We start from the raw sequence: 16,148 nt of genomic DNA, 5'->3' as shown, positions 1-16,148 counted from the left end.
GCGCGCTGATGGCTATATCGACGGATAATCAGGTAAAAAAAACACTTCGCCTGAGTGATGGACCGGACTGGACGTTTGAGTTATTGCAGGTTTACCTTGATGAGATTGATCGGGTGGCGAAGTTGTATCGTCTGGCAACCTACCCTCATCAGATTGAAGTCATCACTTCAGAACAAATGATGGACGCCTATTCCAGTATAGGCATGCCGATCAACTATGCCCACTGGTCGTTCGGGAAGAAATTTATCGAAACCGAACAGCGTTACAAACACGGGCAGCAGGGGCTGGCCTACGAAATCGTCATTAACTCCGATCCCTGTATCGCGTATTTGATGGAAGAGAACACGCTGCCGATGCAGGCGCTGGTGATGGCGCATGCCTGCTACGGGCATAACTCGTTTTTCAAAGGTAATTACCTATTCCGCAGTTGGACCGACGCCAGCTCCATTGTCGATTATCTGCTGTTTGCCCGGCAGTATATCGCGCAATGCGAAGAGCGTTATGGCGTGGACGAAGTGGAACGCCTGTTAGATTCCTGCCATGCGCTCATGAATTATGGCGTTGACCGCTATAAGCGCCCGCAGAAGATTTCGCTCGAAGAGGAAAAGTCCCGCCAAAAAAGCCGTGAGGCCTACCTGCAAAGCCAGGTTAACGATCTCTGGAAAACCTTACCGCGCCGCGAACAGGGTGCCGCACCAGAACAGGCAAGGCGTTTTCCGCAAGAACCGCAGGAAAATCTGCTCTATTTTATGGAGAAAAACGCGCCGCTGCTGGAGCCTTGGCAGCGTGAGGTTCTGCGTATCGTGCGGAAAGTCAGCCAGTATTTCTATCCACAGAAGCAGACTCAGGTGATGAATGAAGGCTGGGCCACGTTCTGGCACTACACCATTCTGAACCATCTCTATGATGAAGGCCGAGTCACCGAGCGCTTCATGCTGGAGTTCCTGCACAGCCATACCAATGTGATCTATCAGCCGCCGTACAATAGTCCGTACTACAACGGGATAAATCCGTATGCGTTGGGCTTCGCGATGTTTCAGGACATCAAGCGTATTTGTCAGTCACCGACGGACGAAGACCGCTACTGGTTCCCCGATATCGCGGGTAAAGACTGGCTCGATACGCTGCATTTTGCGATGCAAAACTTCAAGGACGAGAGTTTCATCAGCCAGTTCCTGTCACCGAAGTTGATGCGTGATTTCCGGCTGTTTACGGTTCTGGACGACGATCGCAATAATTATCTGGAAATTGCCGCGATTCATGACGAAGAAGGCTATCGTTTGATCCGACAGGAGCTCTCCGCGCAGTACAACCTAAGCCATCTGGAACCGAACATTCAGGTCTGGAACGTGGATTTACGCGGTAATCGCGCGCTGACGCTGCGTTATGTTCCGCATAATCGCGCCCCATTGGATAAAAGTAGTCAGGAAGTGTTGAAGCACGTCCATCGCCTGTGGGGATTTGATGTTTATCTGGAGCAGGCTAACACGGATGGTAGCATCGAGTTGATTGAACGCTGCCCGCCGCGTAACGGAACAGCAGCCACATAACGAAACTCGGTTCACAGGTCAGCGATACGACTAAAGAAAAAAGGGGATTCAGGCAGCAACCTGAATCCCCTTTTCATATTTTCACAATGACGCTGCGGTATGAGCCTTAGCGGCGTACTTCCGCGATGTCCCGCGGGATCGCACTCTGCATACTGTGCCAGATCGCCCCACTTTCTTTACCGTAATGCCTGACGACATCCATCACCTGATCGTAAAGCTCTTCGCTGCGCAATGCGTCCAACCGACCATAAAAATTCACCGCCAGCTTGCGGGCTTCCGGATTGGAAAAGTAGTAGCGCCCTACACGAATATACAGCCCTTTCAGACCGTTCAGGATCAGACCATAAATCGGATTGCCAGAGGCAAAGGCCAAACCACGAAACACGTTGTAGTCAAGTTGTGCAAAGGCTTCTGCGCTATCGTCTACCGCGCTTGTCTGAGTTAATACATCACGCACTTTTTCCGGGTTATGGCGTAACGCCGTCCGAATAAAAATGGCGGCGATGTTGGTTCGCACGGCCAACAGGTTATCGATCAGTTGCGGCACGCTATCGTGATCGAGTCGCGCCAGCGTTTCCAGAATATTGAGCCCGGAGGTTTCCCAAAAGTTGTTAATCTTTGTGGGTTTCCCGTGCTGTATCGTCAGCCAGCCATCACGGGCCAGACGCTGAAGTACTTCACGCAGCGTAGTACGGGTCACGCCAATCAGTTCGGAAAGCTCTCTTTCCGCGGGCAAAATAGAGCCAGGAGGAAAGCGGTTATTCCATATACTTTCGATAATGTATTCTTCCGCGAATCCAGCCGGACTTTGCGCCTTTATAACCATGTGTTTGATAATCCGTAGCGGTGATTGCCGAAAAAAGCTAAGTCATAATACCAGACGAAAGAATCATGATATAGCGCCGCACTCGGGCACCAGGCAATTTCAATGAAAAATTGTGACTGCAAACCGCCCTCTCACGCCTTAGAACGGTAGACTTCTGCCCGTTTGTAAAGTTTTTACGATATGATAAAAACCATCAAACTATTCTAACGAATAAGGATTCCCCTTCCATTATGATCGCCATGCCCCTCCACCGCGCGCTGTTAAAAAATTTCCTGGGATACGCGCCAGACTGGTACAAACTGACTATTTTTTGCTTCTTGCTGATTAATCCGCTGCTGTTTTATTTTGTCAGCCCGTTTTGGGCCGGTTGGTTACTCGTCGTGGAGTTTATTTTTACGCTAGGCATGGCGCTGAAATGTTACCCATTACAGCCTGGCGGCCTGCTGGCACTACAGGCAATCTTCATCGGTATGACCAGCCCGCAGCAGGTGTGGCATGAAATAACGGGGAATATTGAAGTCCTCATGCTGCTGGTGTTTATGGTGGCAGGCATCTACTTCATGAAGCAACTGCTGCTCTTTGTGTTTACCAAACTGCTGCTGCGCATTCATTCCAAGACGCTGCTTTCACTTGCTTTCTGTATCGCCGCCGCCTTTCTTTCCGCGTTCCTTGATGCCCTGACCGTGATTGCCGTTATTATCAGCGTCGCGATCGGGTTTTATGGTATTTACCACCGCTTTGTTTCCAAGCAAGGTGAAGACGAGGCCGATATCAGCGATGACAGCGCGCTAAACAGCGAGGAGCAGCATCGTACGTTGGAGCAATTCCGGGCATTCTTGCGCAGCCTGCTCATGCACGCTGGCGTCGGTACGGCACTGGGCGGCGTGATGACGATGGTTGGCGAACCTCAGAATCTGATTATCGCGAAAAGCGCCGGTTGGGATTTCGTCAGCTTCTTCCTGCGCATGTCACCGGTGACCGTCCCGGTGTTTGTTTGCGGTATCCTGACCTGCGTGCTGGTCGAGCGCTTTAAACTCTTCGGCTATGGCGTAAACCTGCCAGACAACGTACGTCGCGTGCTTGAGGATTACGATCGGGATATGACAGAAAAGCGCACGCCGCAGGATAAAGCGCGTTTAATCGTGCAGGCGGTGATTGGCGTCTGGCTCATCGTCGCGCTGGCGTTTCATCTGGCTGAGGTCGGGTTGATTGGCCTTTCCGTGATTATTATGGCTACGACGTTCTGCGGCGTAACTGAAGAGCATGCCATTGGTAAAGCGTTTCAGGATGCCATGCCGTTTACCGCGCTGCTGACGGTCTTCTTCGCTATCGTCGCCGTCATTATCGATCAGCAACTGTTTTCACCGATTATCCACCACGTTCTGCAATCTTCTGAGAGTGCGCAACTGACGCAGTTTTATCTGTTCAACGGCCTGCTCTCATCGATATCGGATAACGTCTTCGTTGGCTCGGTTTATATTAACGAAGCGCGCAACGCCTTTGAGAACGGTCAGATCTCGCTTCCTCAGTTCGAGCTGCTCGCGGTCGCGATCAATACCGGCACCAATCTGCCTTCCGTCGCCACGCCGAATGGGCAAGCCGCGTTTCTGTTCTTGCTGACGTCCTCTCTGGCACCGCTTATCCGTCTGTCTTACGGGCGCATGGTGATCATGGCACTGCCTTACACCATTGTAATGACGCTGGTCGGGTTACTTTGTGTTGAGTTCACGCTGGTGCCGTTCACCGATTTTCTGATGAATAAACAATGGATTTCTTTGCCAGACTTGACCATATCGGGCAGTCACTCATAATCACGATCGTGTATAGTAATCACCGTGGCGACAATTTCGGTCTTGATGACATCATCAACATCATTTTTGTCGCGACAGAATGATATAAAAGCATCAAATAAACATATCGTTACGTTTTGCACAGTGAAATGATGGCAGTGAAGCCAGAACGGTTTACACTGCTGCTTCAATCATGTTTAGCATGGAATATTTTTATGTTGCGATTTCTTAATCGTTGCTCACGCGGGCGTGGTGCGTGGCTGCTGCTGGCGTTTACTGCTTTAGCGTTGGAATTGACCGCGCTCTATTTTCAGCATGTGATGTTATTAAAACCGTGCGTGCTGTGTATCTATCAGCGCTGTGCGCTGTGGGGCGTGTTCGCGGCAGGTATTGTTGGAGCCATCGCGCCAACAACGTCGTTGCGTTACCCGGCCATCGCACTATGGATATACAGTTCTTATGAAGGGTTCCGTCTGGCATGGAAACACACGGATATTTTGTTAAATCCGTCGCCGTTTACCACCTGTGATTTCTTTGTCAGCTTCCCTTCATGGTTGCCTTTAGACAAATGGCTTCCGGCCATTTTCAATGCGACAGGTGATTGCTCAGTACGTCAGTGGGAATTCCTTTCCATGGAAATGCCGCAGTGGCTGCTTGGCATCTTTGCCGCTTATCTGTTGGTTGCCGTGCTGGTATTGATCGCTCAGCCTTTCCGCCCTAAACGCCGCGACCTCTTCAGCCGTTAATGATAGACCGAAAAGCCCGACGAGAGTCGGGCTTCTGGTAACTGTTTCTACGCTTCACAGGCTTGTACTACCCCTCACTGCTGTGGTCTGTAGATATCGCGATAGTGGCCTAATCTTTCGTTAAAAAAAGGTCTTTTTTCCTGCGGGATTCTTCGTGATATTTCATCTGCGTCGATCTTTTTTTCCTGACTTTCCATAAAAGCAATGGTGGAGGCAGCAAAGTCGGTGTACTGCTCGCTGTACTCAAGAATAATTTTCTCAAAGTTAATCACATGCTCTCCCTCCTGCTGGTTTAACCGCTTTAAAATTATACAACACGTCACGATTTGTGCCGGAGATGACAGCATGATTCGCACAATGAAAAAGAGAAATGTGAAGTGACAGGCAAAAACAGATGGGATGACAAATGAACGCTGATTATCCCAACCAATAAAAAGCCCCTCTTCTGAGTGATTCAGATTGAGGGGCCTCTTGTTTTAATCAGATAACAGCCTAGCGCCGAACAGAAACTATCGCGCCCATTCAGGTTTGTTTAAAATATGATCCTGCCAGTCCACCACCTCTGTCTCACGCACGGCGATATGACGCACGGAGATACGCTCACGGTGCATGGCCGTTTTAGTACCGCAGACCAGCGGGTGCCACTGCGGTAAATCTTCACGCTCATGAATCAGGCGGTAAGCACAGGTCGCTGGTAGCCAGTTAAACGTCAGCAGGTTTTCACGCGTCAGCTTGATGCAGTCCGGCTCGTACTCAAAGCGTTTCTCATAGTTACGGCACTGACAGCTTTTAATATTCAGTTGATTACAGGCGACGTTGGTAAAGTAGATTTCCTCCGTATCCTCATCAATCAGTTTATGCAAACAGCACTGACCGCAGCCATCGCACAGCGACTCCCATTCATCGTCGGACATCTCAGACAACGTTTTTTGCTGCCAAAAAGGGCGTTCAGTCATGTCTCTTCCAGTTACCTTAAGTTGTATAAATCGATAGCGTTGTAAATAAAGATACGTGATTCTGGCAGGCGCAGCGGGGAATTTTTGCTGCCCGTCGTTCAACACGGGCAGCCGGGGGAGCGTTAGATAATACGCGTGCTTAACGTCCGGTCATTTACCGTAATCGTTAGCATATCGCCAGACAGGATCGGACCGACCCCTTTTGGCGTACCCGTTAAAATAATATCGCCCGCGCGCAGCGTAAAGAAACGGCTCATGTAAGCAATCAGCGGCAGAATCGGCGTAATCATATCACGCGTGTTGCCCTGCTGGCGCACTTCATCATTCACTTTTACACCCAGATCGGTTTGCTGCGGATCGCCAAACTCGGCAACCGGGATAAAACCAGAGATCGGGCAGGAACCATCAAACGCTTTGGCTTTTTCCCACGGCTGACCCGCCTTTTTAAAGTCGGACTGCAAATCACGCAGCGTCAGATCCAGTGCTACACCATAACCCGCAATCGCCCGGGCGACGCGTTCTTCATTCGCCTGCTTTAACGGCGTACCGATCAGCACAGCCAGCTCGACTTCGTGATGAACCGAGCCCAGATTTTTAGGGATGGCAACGGGCTGGCGTAAGTCACACAGTGCGGTTTCAGGCTTGATGAATAAAACAGGCTCACTTGGAATCGCATTGCCCATTTCTTTGATGTGTTCTGAGTAGTTGCTCCCGACGCAAACGACTTTGTTTACTGGGAAATCAAGCAGCGCGCCCTGCCAGTCTCTGTGTTGATACATGGGTATTCTCCTGCCCTGTCTGTTGGATTATCGCTGCTTTCGTGGCACAGAACACGACCAAAAGGAAAACAGCTATATAAGAACACGATGGTGCAAAACCATCGTTATATCATCGCAACGGGGGTTACCCCAACAGATTTCAGGCGCGCAAGGCTGGGGATCCGATGAGGGAGAAACGAAGCCCTATCCCATCAAAAAGGGAAACAATTAAATTGTGGCGGGATAAAACTCAAAAGGTGAATATTTATCGCGCGGAATATCATGCAAACGGCTGAGATATTCCACGCCAAATTATGTTTGCGGCTTTATCTGAAATTGCACTTTGGTATTATTTTTTTACACTTATACCGGCGTGGTTAATAAGCTCTCGACCGGTGGAGGAACTTGCAGATAAAAGCCCTGTTCCTGTAGCGCAAGTTTCACTTTTTCTATATCGGCATTCGCCAATTTTTTGCGCCCATCCAGCGGTAAGAGCATGGCCAACTGCGGCGTGCCGAAACTTTTCATTAATTCTTCCGGCACGCGTGAGAAATCGTCTTTTTTTTCAACATAAAGATAGGTCTGATCGCGTTTAGCACTTCGATAGATCACACAAAACATTTTTTTTACTCTATTTGATGGGAATGCCATCTTGCCTGTATATAATTGTGACTATAACATGCTTACAGCGCTCTGGAATATCATGCCTTAAATGTTACTCTAGGGATTAAAAGATGCTGAAACTGAGTCAGGATAGATGTCACAAACGCCAATAGAGCTAAAAGGCAGCAGCTTTACCTTATCGGTTGTTCATTTGCATGATTCCCAACCCGAGGTAATTTACCAGGCACTACAGGAAAAAATAGAGCAAGCGCCTGCTTTCCTGAAAAATGCCCCCGTTGTCATTAATGTTGCTGCATTAACAGCGGAAACCGACTGGATAAAATTGCAGCAGGCCATTTCGTCAACCGGCCTGCATGTCGTTGGCGTCAGCGGATGTACCGACGACGCATTAAAGAAAACCATTGCGCAGGCGGGGCTTCCCCTTCTGAGCGAAGGTAAAGCACAACGCCGGGTAGTCGAGCCCGTCGCCGCCGTTCCTGCTGCGGTGAAAACGAAAGTTATCAACACCCCCATACGTTCCGGCCAACAGATTTACGCCCGGAACTGTGACTTGATTGTCACAAACGGCGTCAGCGCAGGGGCGGAGGTGATTTCCGATGGCAATATTCATATTTACGGCATGATGCGCGGCCGAGCCCTCGCAGGCGTTTCTGGCGATGTTCAGAGCCAGATATTCTGTACGCATCTGGCCGCAGAACTGGTCTCGATTGCTGGCCGTTACTGGCTAAGCGACCAGATCCCTGAACCGTATTTTGGGCAGCCAGCACGGATCAATCTGAACCAGCTGGACAATGTTTTAACGATAAAACCTCTAGACTAGAATCTCCCAAGGAAACATTTATGGCACGCATCATTGTTGTTACATCGGGTAAAGGGGGCGTTGGCAAGACCACATCAAGCGCGGCCATTGCTACCGGTTTAGCCCAGAAAGGAAAAAAGACGGTTGTCATCGATTTTGACATTGGTCTGCGTAACCTCGACCTGATCATGGGATGCGAGCGTCGCGTAGTGTATGACTTCGTCAACGTGATTCAAGGTGATGCCACGCTGAATCAGGCGCTGATCAAAGATAAGAGAACGGATAATCTCTACATTCTGCCTGCATCACAAACGCGTGATAAAGATGCGTTAACGCATGAAGGTGTAGAGAAAGTGCTCAACGATCTGGGCGAGATGGAATTCGATTTTATCGTGTGTGACTCACCCGCCGGGATTGAAACCGGTGCGTTGATGGCGCTCTATTTCGCTGATGAAGCGATTATCACCACCAACCCGGAAGTCTCTTCCGTTCGTGACTCCGACCGTATTTTGGGCATTCTGTCTTCGAAATCACGTCGTGCAGAGCGTTCTGAAGATCCGATCAAAGAGCATTTGCTGTTGACGCGCTACAACCCAGGGCGGGTGAGCCGTGGCGACATGCTGAGCATGGAAGACGTTCTTGATATCCTGCGGATTCCTCTGGTTGGCGTCATCCCAGAAGACCAATCCGTACTCCGCGCCTCTAACCAGGGCGAACCCGTCATTCTGGATGCGGAAGCCGATGCAGGTAAAGCCTACGCGGACACCGTTGAACGTCTACTTGGTGAAGAACGCCCTTTCCGTTTTGTTGAAGAAGAGAAGAAGGGTTTCCTTAAACGACTTTTTGGGGGATAAATTATGGCTTTACTGGACTTCTTTCTGTCCCGCAAAAAAACGACAGCCAATATTGCCAAGGAACGGCTGCAAATTATTGTCGCGGAGCGACGCCGGGGAGATAGCGAACCCCATTATCTGCCGCAATTAAAGCGAGACATTCTTGAGGTTATCTGTCGATATGTACAGATTGATCCTGAGATGGTGACAGTTCAGCTTGAGCAAAAAGGAGATGATATTTCCGTGCTTGAGTTGAACGTTACATTACCGGAAGCGGAAGAAACGCCTAAATGATTTTTCTGCTGTAGTATCCCCTGCTTTTACGCAGGGGATATCTATTCCCGCTACACTTCAAATTAAGTGCGTTTCATTTCACAATAAACTGTATATTTAGCCAGTCTTTTATTTCTTATTTTGTTTTTTTCACCGCACTCTTATCACCCTATTTGCTGCTTTTTTCATGATTTCATCATCACAGCAAATAAGGCGTATTGATAAGACGTGTTTACCGGTGATTAATAACCTTGCACAATTTCACGCAGTTCATCGCCATATAACTGGCCGCGCCAGCCAGACAACATTTCCGGCGTTCCCGCATCTTGCCCGCTTAATTTCCAGTGCCAGTTCAGCAGACGATTAATTTGGCGACGTGAGGCCAATAGTTCGGCGGATAATCCGCTCTGTTCGCTCACGCGCTGCACCAGCGCTTTGATATCTTTAAACGCTTTTTTATAGCCGGGATAGTCGATCAAATTAATCACCGGCGGTGGGCAATCCGCATCAGCAATACCGTCCGTCTGTGCAACGCAGTCCAGCAGCGTTTTGCCATGGTAGCGAATTTCCGGGCCGCTCAGCCCCAGCGAGCTCAGTTCACCCAGCGACGTCGGCAGACAACGCGCCACCTGCAACAGGTTCTCTTCACGTACGACAAAATTCACTGCGCTGTCTCGCTCACGCGCTTTACGCAAACGCCACTCAGCCAGACGCTGAAGGCAAGCCAGATTCCGGCCACGCAGCTGCCAGGCGTTGCCAAATTCGCGATAGGCCAGCGCCGGTGCCAAAATATCCTGTTTACGCTGACACAGCAGGAGACACTCATCCAGCGCAGCGTTCATCCACCCTGCGGCTTCCGTATCAGCCACCAGTTGAATGGCCATCGGCAGCAGATAGAACACATCGGCAGCGGCATAATCGCACTGTTTTTCGCTCAGCGGACGTGCCAGCCAGTCCGTTCTCGACTCGCTTTTATCCAGCGTCACGCTCATGTAGTCGGCCACCAGCGCAGCGAAACCATACGAAAGCGGTTTGCCTAAAAATGCGGCCAGTATCTGTGTATCAATGAAAGGCGTCGGCAATGTTCCAAACGCATTGAGAAACACTTCCAGATCTTCGCTGCCCGCGTGCAGGAATTTAGTGACCTGTTCGTCACGCAGTAACGCCTGAAAGGGTGCCCAGTCGGTAATCGTTAACGGGTCGATAAGTGAAAGCTGTTCGCCGTCATACAATTGAATCAACCCTAATTGCGGATAATACGTGCGGGTTCTGACGAACTCCGTGTCCAATGCCACCTGCGGAAAGCGTCGCGCCTGGGTGCAAACCTGTTGTAACCCGATGTCGGAAGTGATCAACTGATAATTCAAAACGTCATTCTCTTGGTTGTTTTTACTTTACGGTTCTGGGTCAAATCCGTATCGCCGTAAAAAATTCCCGGCGGAAATTTTTAACGTCGCAAGCGACGGCCCATAGGGTGACGGCTGTAAGTCCGCCATAAAAAAGAACGCCGGATAAACCGGCGTGAAAACATCATATCGCGTCCTGCCTCTCTCTGGCAGTCGTTTTTCGTGGAAAATCGTCAGGCGGCAGCGTCTTTCTTCGCCGTTTTCTCGCCGCGTAATTCGCGACGCAGAATTTTCCCCACGTTAGACTTCGGCAAATCGTCGCGGAATTCGATCTCTTTCGGCACTTTGTAACCCGTAAGGTTACGGCGGCAGTGGGTAATGAGTTCTTCTTTCGTTAACGAGTTGTCGCGTCTGACGACAAAGGCTTTGACTGCCTCACCGGAGACCTCATTCTCCACCCCAACCACTGCCGACTCGGACACTTTGGGATGACGGCTGATCACATCTTCAATTTCGGTCGGATAGACGTTAAAGCCGGAAACCAAAATCATGTCTTTCTTACGGTCGATAACCCGCAGGAATCCTTCATCATCAGACGTGACAACGTCACCCGTCGCCAGCCAGCCGTCTTTTAACACCTCATCCGTCGCAGCAGGCTGCTGCCAGTACCCTAACATCACCTGCGGCCCACGCACCCACAGCTCACCGGATTCCCCCGGACCTGCGTCATTGCCGTTATCATCAATGATTCTGACATCCGTTGACGGCATCGGTAGCCCAATACTGCCGCTGTAATGCTTCAGATCGTACGGGTTGCCCGATACTACAGGAGAACTCTCCGTCAATCCGTAGCCTTCGAGCAGATGTTTACCGGTCAATTTTTCCCAGCGCTCTGCCACCGACTGCTGCACTGACGCGCCACCACCTGCGGATAGCCGCAGTGCCGAAAAATCCAATTCATGGAATTCTTTATTATTGAGCAACGCGTTAAATAACGTATTCACGCCCGTGATTGCGGTAAACGGATACTGCTTCAGCTCTTTCACCACCGCTGGAATATCGCGGGGGTTAGTAATCAGGAGATTCTTCCCGCCCAATTCAAAGAACAGCAGGCCATTCACCATCAGCGCATAGATGTGGTACAGCGGGAGTGCGGTCACTACCAGCTCAGTTCCTTCACGCAAAACGGCACCGTATGCGCCTTTACACTGCTCAAGATTCGCCAACATATTGCGGTGCGTGAGCATGGCGCCTTTAGCGACGCCCGTGGTGCCGCCGGTATATTGCAGAAATGCTAAATCAGTATTGATGATGTCGGGACGAATATACTGCTGACGCCGCCCTTCCTGCAAAACACGACGAAACGATATGGCATCCGGCAGATGGTATTTGGGCACCAGCCGCTTAATGTATTTCACCACGAAGTTAACTAACGTGCCTTTTGCCGTAGAGAGCTGGTCACCCATGCGAGTCAGGATAACGTGCTTCACTGCCGTGTTATGGACGATCTTTTCCAGCGTATGCGCAAAGTTAGACACGATAACAATCGTGCTGGCACCGCTGTCTTTCAGTTGATGTTCCAACTCACGTGGCGTATACAGCGGGTTAACGTTAACCACCACCATACCTGCACGCAACACGCCAAACAGCGCGACGGGATATTGCAGCAGATTGGGCATCATCAACGCGACGCGATCGCCTTTCTGCAATTTAAGCTGGTTTTGCAGATAGGCCGCAAATGCCCGGCTCCGCTCTTCCAGCTTACGAAACGTCATCACTTCACCCATGTTGACGAACGCAGGTCGATCGGCATAGCGCTTCACGCCATTTTCAAACATTTCAATCAACGACGAATAGCGATCTGGATCGATTTCCGCCGGCACATCCGCCGGATAGCGTGATAACCAAATTTTTTCCAAGACGTCACTCCCGAGATATTTTTTTAGTGGCATCGTCGTCGCCCTCAGAGGCTTATTGTTATTAACATTATTTTAACTCAGCCTACCAGTTAGCTAACAAACAATGTTCAGGTTGCGAGAACGATCACTAATTTATTCTTTATTCAAAAAAAATCAGGCAACCTGCGTCGCCTGATCTCAATAGCCTACTGAGTAGATTCTTATTCTGTCACGACATTCTCAATGCGCGCCGGCCCCGGCCAACCGCCGTCAAATCCCCATCCGGGGCCCCAGCCGTAGCCGTAACCCGCACGCCATCCCCACGGGCCATAGCCGCCGGGCGGCACCATCAGACGCTGCACGACATTCCAGCGTTTATAGCCTTGCGCGTCGATCACGACATAACGATAGGGTTTATCCCCGATAGCGCCCTGTTCGGTGCCGACAATCGGCCCGACAACGGTAACCAGTTGGTCTTTAAAATCGACGGGTTCCAGAAAGCGATTCACATAGGCAATAAAACGCCCTTCTGACGGCATATCCAGCAGCGGTTTTGCGCCACTATCCAGCGGCATGCTGGCAATTTCCAGCCGCGTTTTATTCGCTTCATTGCGGATACTGACCACTCGTCCGCCAAAGCGTGATTCCTGACCGACATAAATCTGCGGCGCATTCATCACACGCACTAAATCGTCCTGCGGCGTTGGTGACGTGCCTTTAATGGCATCCGGCACCGTGACACAGCCTGAAAGCAGCAGCGCTGCCGCCGCCGCCAGACAGAGGCGTGCTTTTTTCTGATTCAGATGCACATTTTTTATTTGTACGGACATAGCACAACCCCCTCTACCAGATATCTGATAGTTAGACTGCTCAGCATCGAATAAGTTGCTGTTTATGACGGGCATACTTCACGTCGAATGTGCATTCTGTTATTCGCGGCCGGGCAGCTTTTTCCAGGTCACTTCATTGCGCAGGTAGCGCGGTTGCGCATTCTCGACGCTGACCGCTTTTCCTGCCTGCCATAGCTGACAGGCCAGCGGCAACATGTCCTGCGCCTGCGGCAACAGCACCTCGCCCTTTGATAACACCAGTGAGGAATGGTTTACCAGTTCAGGGTAAGTTTCCCATCCGGTTCCTACCGTGGCCCATTCGCCTGACAGCGCGGCAGTTAATGCCTGCACCTGCTCAGGTTTCAAGACCGCTTCCTCGGATTCACCCTGCCAGCCGCCGTCAGCATTGCGCTGATAGCAGCCCCAGTACACTTCTCCCATTCGCGCATCGATGGCCGCCAGCACCTGCGTTGCCTGCGTCAGGCGGAAAGCGCCCTGCGCCATGGTCGCCAATGACGATACGCCAAGCAGCGGTAAATCCGCTCCCAATGCCAGCCCTTGGGCAATACCGATACCAATCCGCACACCGGTAAAACTTCCCGGCCCCTGACCAAAAGCCAGCGCATCAAGATCCTTGAGCGTCAGGCCGCTGTCGGCCAGCACCTGCTGAACCATCGGCAGAATACGTTGTGTGTGTTCACGGGGACAAATTTCGAACAGAGAATGAATTTCACCTTCATTCCAGAGTGCGACGGAACAGGCTTCCGTTGCGGTATCAAGCGCTAGAATTCGCGTAGACATGCCAACCTCAGGCAGGATAAATAAATCTTAATAACCCGTATCATAGCATAAGCCCCTGCCGTGCCGCAGCCCTTCCCACCATCGGTCAGACCATGCAGCAATCGCCAGTGGGGAATTAGGTATTACGCGTCAGGAAATTAATCGCCTGCCCAATATCGCGGGTACGTGGCGTCGGCGGCAGGCTATTAAGGAACACGGCACCATACGGGCGCATCACCAGTCGATTATCGCAAATCACAATCACACCGCGATCCTCAACATCACGAATGAGGCGACCCACGCCTTGCTTCAGGGTAATCACCGCATCGGGAACCTGTACATCGTCGAAAGGCTCACCGCCACGCAAGCGACAGTCTTCAATACGCGCCTTCAGCAGCGGATCGTCCGGCGAGGTAAAGGGCAGTTTATCGATAATGACGCAGGAGAGCGTATCGCCACGCACATCCACCCCTTCCCAGAAGCTGCTTGTCGCCACCAGCAAGGCATTACCCGCCGACACAAACTGCGACAGCAGTTGCGCCTTGCCAGTTTCTCCCTGTAACAGCACCGGTAGCGTCAACGTGGCGCGGAATTCGGCTGCCAAATCGCGCATCATCTGATGCGAGGTACACAGCATAAAACAGCGCCCCTGATTCGCCTCGATCAACGGCCGCAACATCGCCGCCAGCCTTTTTGCCGCACCGGGGCGATTGGTTTCCGGTAAATTACGGGGGACGCAGAGCAGCGCCTGATTGGCATAATCAAACGGACTGGGTAACAGGAGCGTATTCGCGTTATCCAGCCCCAGCCTATCGGTGAAGTGGAAGAGTTGATCGTTAACAGACAGCGTCGCGGAGGTAAACACCCAGGCCGCAGGCTTCTCTTTTATCAGTTCACGAAAGCGATCGGAGACGGACAACGGTGTCAGCGCCAACACGAAATGACGTGAATTACATTCATACCAGTAGCTGTAACCCGGTTGCTGCACGTCTTTCAGCCGTTTCAGGCGGTTGCGATAAAGCGTAGCGCGCTCAAAGGCGGCATCCAGCAGCGCTGAACGCCCGAGCGACAGTTTCGCGACGTCGTAACACAGCTCCAGCGCATCATCCAGCAGCACCAGCGCACGCTGAAGCGACGGCTGTTCGAGCACATCACGCAGATTGCCGCGAAACCCCGGATCGCCCAGCGCCAGCCGAAAATCCTGCGTACTTTGCGTCAGACGATCGGCACTTTTTTGCAGTTGAGAGGCATCGCGCACTTCGGTGCGGTAAGCAATGATGATGTCTTTTGCCAGATCCAGCAGTTGGCGGCTGGAAAGCTGCTGACCGAAATATTGGCTGGCGATATCGGGAATCTGGTGAGCTTCATCGAAAATGACGACGTCGCTTTCTGGGATCAGCTCCGCAAAACCGCTCTCCTTCACCACCATATCGGCGAGATAGAGATGGTGGTTAACCACCACGATATCGGCATCCATCGCCTTACGCCGAGCTTTCACCACGAAGCACTCTTTATAGTGCGGACAGTCGCTGCCCAGACAGTTATCGTTGGTGCTGGTCACTAACGGCCAGATCGCGCTGTCTTCCGCCACGCCTGAACAGGTCGTGACATCGCCTTCCGTCGTTTCCGACGACCAGCCGCGCAGCCGAACCAGTTCGCTCAGCGTTTCACCGGGTAAATCACCGCCGCCCAGCGATTGCTGTTCAAGCCGCTCCAGACAGAGATAGTTCGAGCGACCTTTCAGCAACGCTAATTTGCCTTTGTACTTCAGCGCCTGCGCGATCGTTGGTAAATCGCGGCTATAGAGCTGATCCTGTAGCGCTTTTGATCCGGTCGAAATGATGACTTTTTTATCTGAACGCAAAGCAGGCGCAAGGTAGGCATAGGTTTTACCGGTTCCGGTACCCGCTTCCACCACCAGCGCTGTTTTATCGTCGATAGCCTGCATGACGGCCTGCGCCATCTGCCGCTGTGGTTCACGAGGCTTGAAGCCTGTGATCGCTTTCGCCAGCACGCCGTCATTAGCAAAATCATCAATTACACGATCGTTCGTCACGCCTGCTCTCTTTTTCAAGGGAATGCTGTATCTGTAAGCCGATAACCGTTTCAGGTCGCGGCAAAATATCGCGCTGATTATGC

16 protein-coding genes are annotated in these 16,148 nt (G+C 51.3%); 6 read left to right on the top strand and 10 right to left on the bottom strand.

Annotated features, from left to right (window positions below):
* Positions 1-8 precede the first annotated feature (8 nt).
* A complete protein-coding gene (locus tag BJJ97_RS15370; RefSeq protein ID WP_039319701.1) occupies positions 9-1,550 on the top strand; it encodes a SpoVR family protein in 1,542 nt (513 codons plus the stop codon).
* A 106-nt stretch (positions 1,551-1,656) separates the two neighbouring features.
* Here the strand turns inward: BJJ97_RS15370 and fadR are convergent, their stop codons facing one another.
* Positions 1,657-2,376: a fatty acid metabolism transcriptional regulator FadR gene (gene fadR, locus BJJ97_RS15365; RefSeq protein WP_095699389.1), complete on the bottom strand. Its 720-nt coding sequence runs from the start codon at positions 2,374-2,376 to the stop codon at positions 1,657-1,659.
* Between the two features lie 230 nt (positions 2,377-2,606).
* Here fadR and nhaB point away from each other — a divergent pair, with 230 nt between their 5' ends.
* Both nhaB and dsbB read left to right on the top strand, forming a co-directional pair.
* Positions 2,607-4,187, top strand: a complete 1,581-nt coding sequence (gene nhaB, locus BJJ97_RS15360) for a sodium/proton antiporter NhaB (protein ID WP_095994493.1) — start codon at positions 2,607-2,609, stop codon at positions 4,185-4,187.
* 194 nt (positions 4,188-4,381) lie between these two features.
* Positions 4,382-4,912 carry a disulfide bond formation protein DsbB gene (gene dsbB / locus BJJ97_RS15355; RefSeq protein ID WP_095994492.1) on the top strand — a complete coding sequence of 177 codons (531 nt, stop codon included), beginning with the start codon at positions 4,382-4,384 and terminating at the stop codon, positions 4,910-4,912.
* Positions 4,913-4,986: 74 nt separating this feature from the next.
* On the opposite strand, the gene BJJ97_RS15350 is transcribed toward dsbB, so the two are convergent.
* The 4 genes from BJJ97_RS15350 to BJJ97_RS15335 all read right to left on the bottom strand — a co-directional run bounded on the left by BJJ97_RS15350 (position 4,987) and on the right by BJJ97_RS15335 (position 7,247).
* The gene (locus tag BJJ97_RS15350) at positions 4,987-5,184 is read right to left on the bottom strand and encodes a DNA polymerase III subunit theta (protein WP_010275471.1); all 198 of its coding nucleotides are present in this window, start codon (positions 5,182-5,184) and stop codon (positions 4,987-4,989) included.
* 237 nt (positions 5,185-5,421) lie between these two features.
* A complete protein-coding gene (locus BJJ97_RS15345) occupies positions 5,422-5,868 on the bottom strand; it encodes a YcgN family cysteine cluster protein (protein ID WP_015840178.1) in 447 nt (148 codons plus the stop codon).
* 122 nt (positions 5,869-5,990) lie between these two features.
* A complete protein-coding gene (locus BJJ97_RS15340) occupies positions 5,991-6,647 on the bottom strand; it encodes a fumarylacetoacetate hydrolase family protein (RefSeq protein ID WP_095994491.1) in 657 nt (218 codons plus the stop codon).
* Between the two features lie 342 nt (positions 6,648-6,989).
* Positions 6,990-7,247 (bottom strand): YcgL domain-containing protein, encoded by a 258-nt coding sequence (locus tag BJJ97_RS15335; RefSeq protein ID WP_095994490.1) that lies wholly within the window; start codon positions 7,245-7,247, stop codon positions 6,990-6,992.
* Between the two features lie 136 nt (positions 7,248-7,383).
* Between BJJ97_RS15335 and minC the strand changes: the two genes are divergently transcribed.
* Genes minC through minE form a run of 3 tightly spaced genes read left to right on the top strand, consistent with a single transcriptional unit; the run spans position 7,384 to position 9,176 of the window.
* Positions 7,384-8,070, top strand: coding sequence for a septum site-determining protein MinC (gene minC / locus BJJ97_RS15330; RefSeq protein WP_095994489.1), 687 nt, complete (start codon positions 7,384-7,386; stop codon positions 8,068-8,070).
* A 20-nt stretch (positions 8,071-8,090) separates the two neighbouring features.
* Positions 8,091-8,903, top strand: a complete 813-nt coding sequence (gene minD, locus BJJ97_RS15325) for a septum site-determining protein MinD (RefSeq protein ID WP_095699383.1) — start codon at positions 8,091-8,093, stop codon at positions 8,901-8,903.
* Between the two features lie 3 nt (positions 8,904-8,906).
* Positions 8,907-9,176 carry a cell division topological specificity factor MinE gene (minE, locus tag BJJ97_RS15320; RefSeq protein ID WP_005968801.1) on the top strand — a complete coding sequence of 90 codons (270 nt, stop codon included), beginning with the start codon at positions 8,907-8,909 and terminating at the stop codon, positions 9,174-9,176.
* Between the two features lie 221 nt (positions 9,177-9,397).
* Here minE and rnd read toward each other — a convergent pair whose 3' ends face one another.
* From rnd to BJJ97_RS15295, 5 genes are all read right to left on the bottom strand, one after another.
* Positions 9,398-10,522 carry a ribonuclease D gene (gene rnd / locus BJJ97_RS15315; RefSeq protein ID WP_095994488.1) on the bottom strand — a complete coding sequence of 375 codons (1,125 nt, stop codon included), beginning with the start codon at positions 10,520-10,522 and terminating at the stop codon, positions 9,398-9,400.
* Between the two features lie 212 nt (positions 10,523-10,734).
* Complete coding sequence (gene fadD, locus BJJ97_RS15310) at positions 10,735-12,420, bottom strand: long-chain-fatty-acid--CoA ligase FadD (protein ID WP_125460909.1); 1,686 nt, start codon at positions 12,418-12,420, stop codon at positions 10,735-10,737.
* A gap of 200 nt (positions 12,421-12,620) precedes the next feature.
* The gene (locus BJJ97_RS15305) at positions 12,621-13,229 is read right to left on the bottom strand and encodes a Slp family lipoprotein (protein WP_095994486.1); all 609 of its coding nucleotides are present in this window, start codon (positions 13,227-13,229) and stop codon (positions 12,621-12,623) included.
* 99 nt (positions 13,230-13,328) lie between these two features.
* On the bottom strand, positions 13,329-14,030 hold the full coding sequence (gene tsaB, locus BJJ97_RS15300) for a tRNA (adenosine(37)-N6)-threonylcarbamoyltransferase complex dimerization subunit type 1 TsaB (RefSeq protein WP_095994485.1): 702 nt from the start codon (positions 14,028-14,030) through the stop codon (positions 13,329-13,331).
* 115 nt (positions 14,031-14,145) lie between these two features.
* Positions 14,146-16,065 (bottom strand): ATP-dependent DNA helicase, encoded by a 1,920-nt coding sequence (locus tag BJJ97_RS15295; protein WP_095994484.1) that lies wholly within the window; start codon positions 16,063-16,065, stop codon positions 14,146-14,148.
* Between the last annotated feature and the right edge of the window lie 83 nt (positions 16,066-16,148).

Origin of the sequence: Pectobacterium polaris, from assembly GCF_002307355.1 — a bacterium.
Classification (GTDB): Bacteria; Pseudomonadota; Gammaproteobacteria; order Enterobacterales; family Enterobacteriaceae; genus Pectobacterium; species Pectobacterium polare.
This window is presented reverse-complemented; position numbering and strand designations above follow the sequence as displayed.

Coding starts and splice junctions, on each gene's coding strand:
- tsaB (WP_095994485.1), bottom strand. CDS start 14,030: ATGTCTACGCGAATTCTAGCGCTTGATACCGCAACGGAAGCCTGTTCC.
- minE (WP_005968801.1), top strand. CDS start 8,907: ATGGCTTTACTGGACTTCTTTCTGTCCCGCAAAAAAACGACAGCCAAT.
- BJJ97_RS15305 (WP_095994486.1), bottom strand. CDS start 13,229: ATGTCCGTACAAATAAAAAATGTGCATCTGAATCAGAAAAAAGCACGC.
- BJJ97_RS15335 (WP_095994490.1), bottom strand. CDS start 7,247: ATGTTTTGTGTGATCTATCGAAGTGCTAAACGCGATCAGACCTATCTT.
- BJJ97_RS15345 (WP_015840178.1), bottom strand. CDS start 5,868: ATGACTGAACGCCCTTTTTGGCAGCAAAAAACGTTGTCTGAGATGTCC.
- nhaB (WP_095994493.1), top strand. CDS start 2,607: ATGATCGCCATGCCCCTCCACCGCGCGCTGTTAAAAAATTTCCTGGGA.
- BJJ97_RS15340 (WP_095994491.1), bottom strand. CDS start 6,647: ATGTATCAACACAGAGACTGGCAGGGCGCGCTGCTTGATTTCCCAGTA.
- BJJ97_RS15370 (WP_039319701.1), top strand. CDS start 9: ATGGCTATATCGACGGATAATCAGGTAAAAAAAACACTTCGCCTGAGT.
- fadR (WP_095699389.1), bottom strand. CDS start 2,376: ATGGTTATAAAGGCGCAAAGTCCGGCTGGATTCGCGGAAGAATACATT.
- minD (WP_095699383.1), top strand. CDS start 8,091: ATGGCACGCATCATTGTTGTTACATCGGGTAAAGGGGGCGTTGGCAAG.
- minC (WP_095994489.1), top strand. CDS start 7,384: ATGTCACAAACGCCAATAGAGCTAAAAGGCAGCAGCTTTACCTTATCG.
- dsbB (WP_095994492.1), top strand. CDS start 4,382: ATGTTGCGATTTCTTAATCGTTGCTCACGCGGGCGTGGTGCGTGGCTG.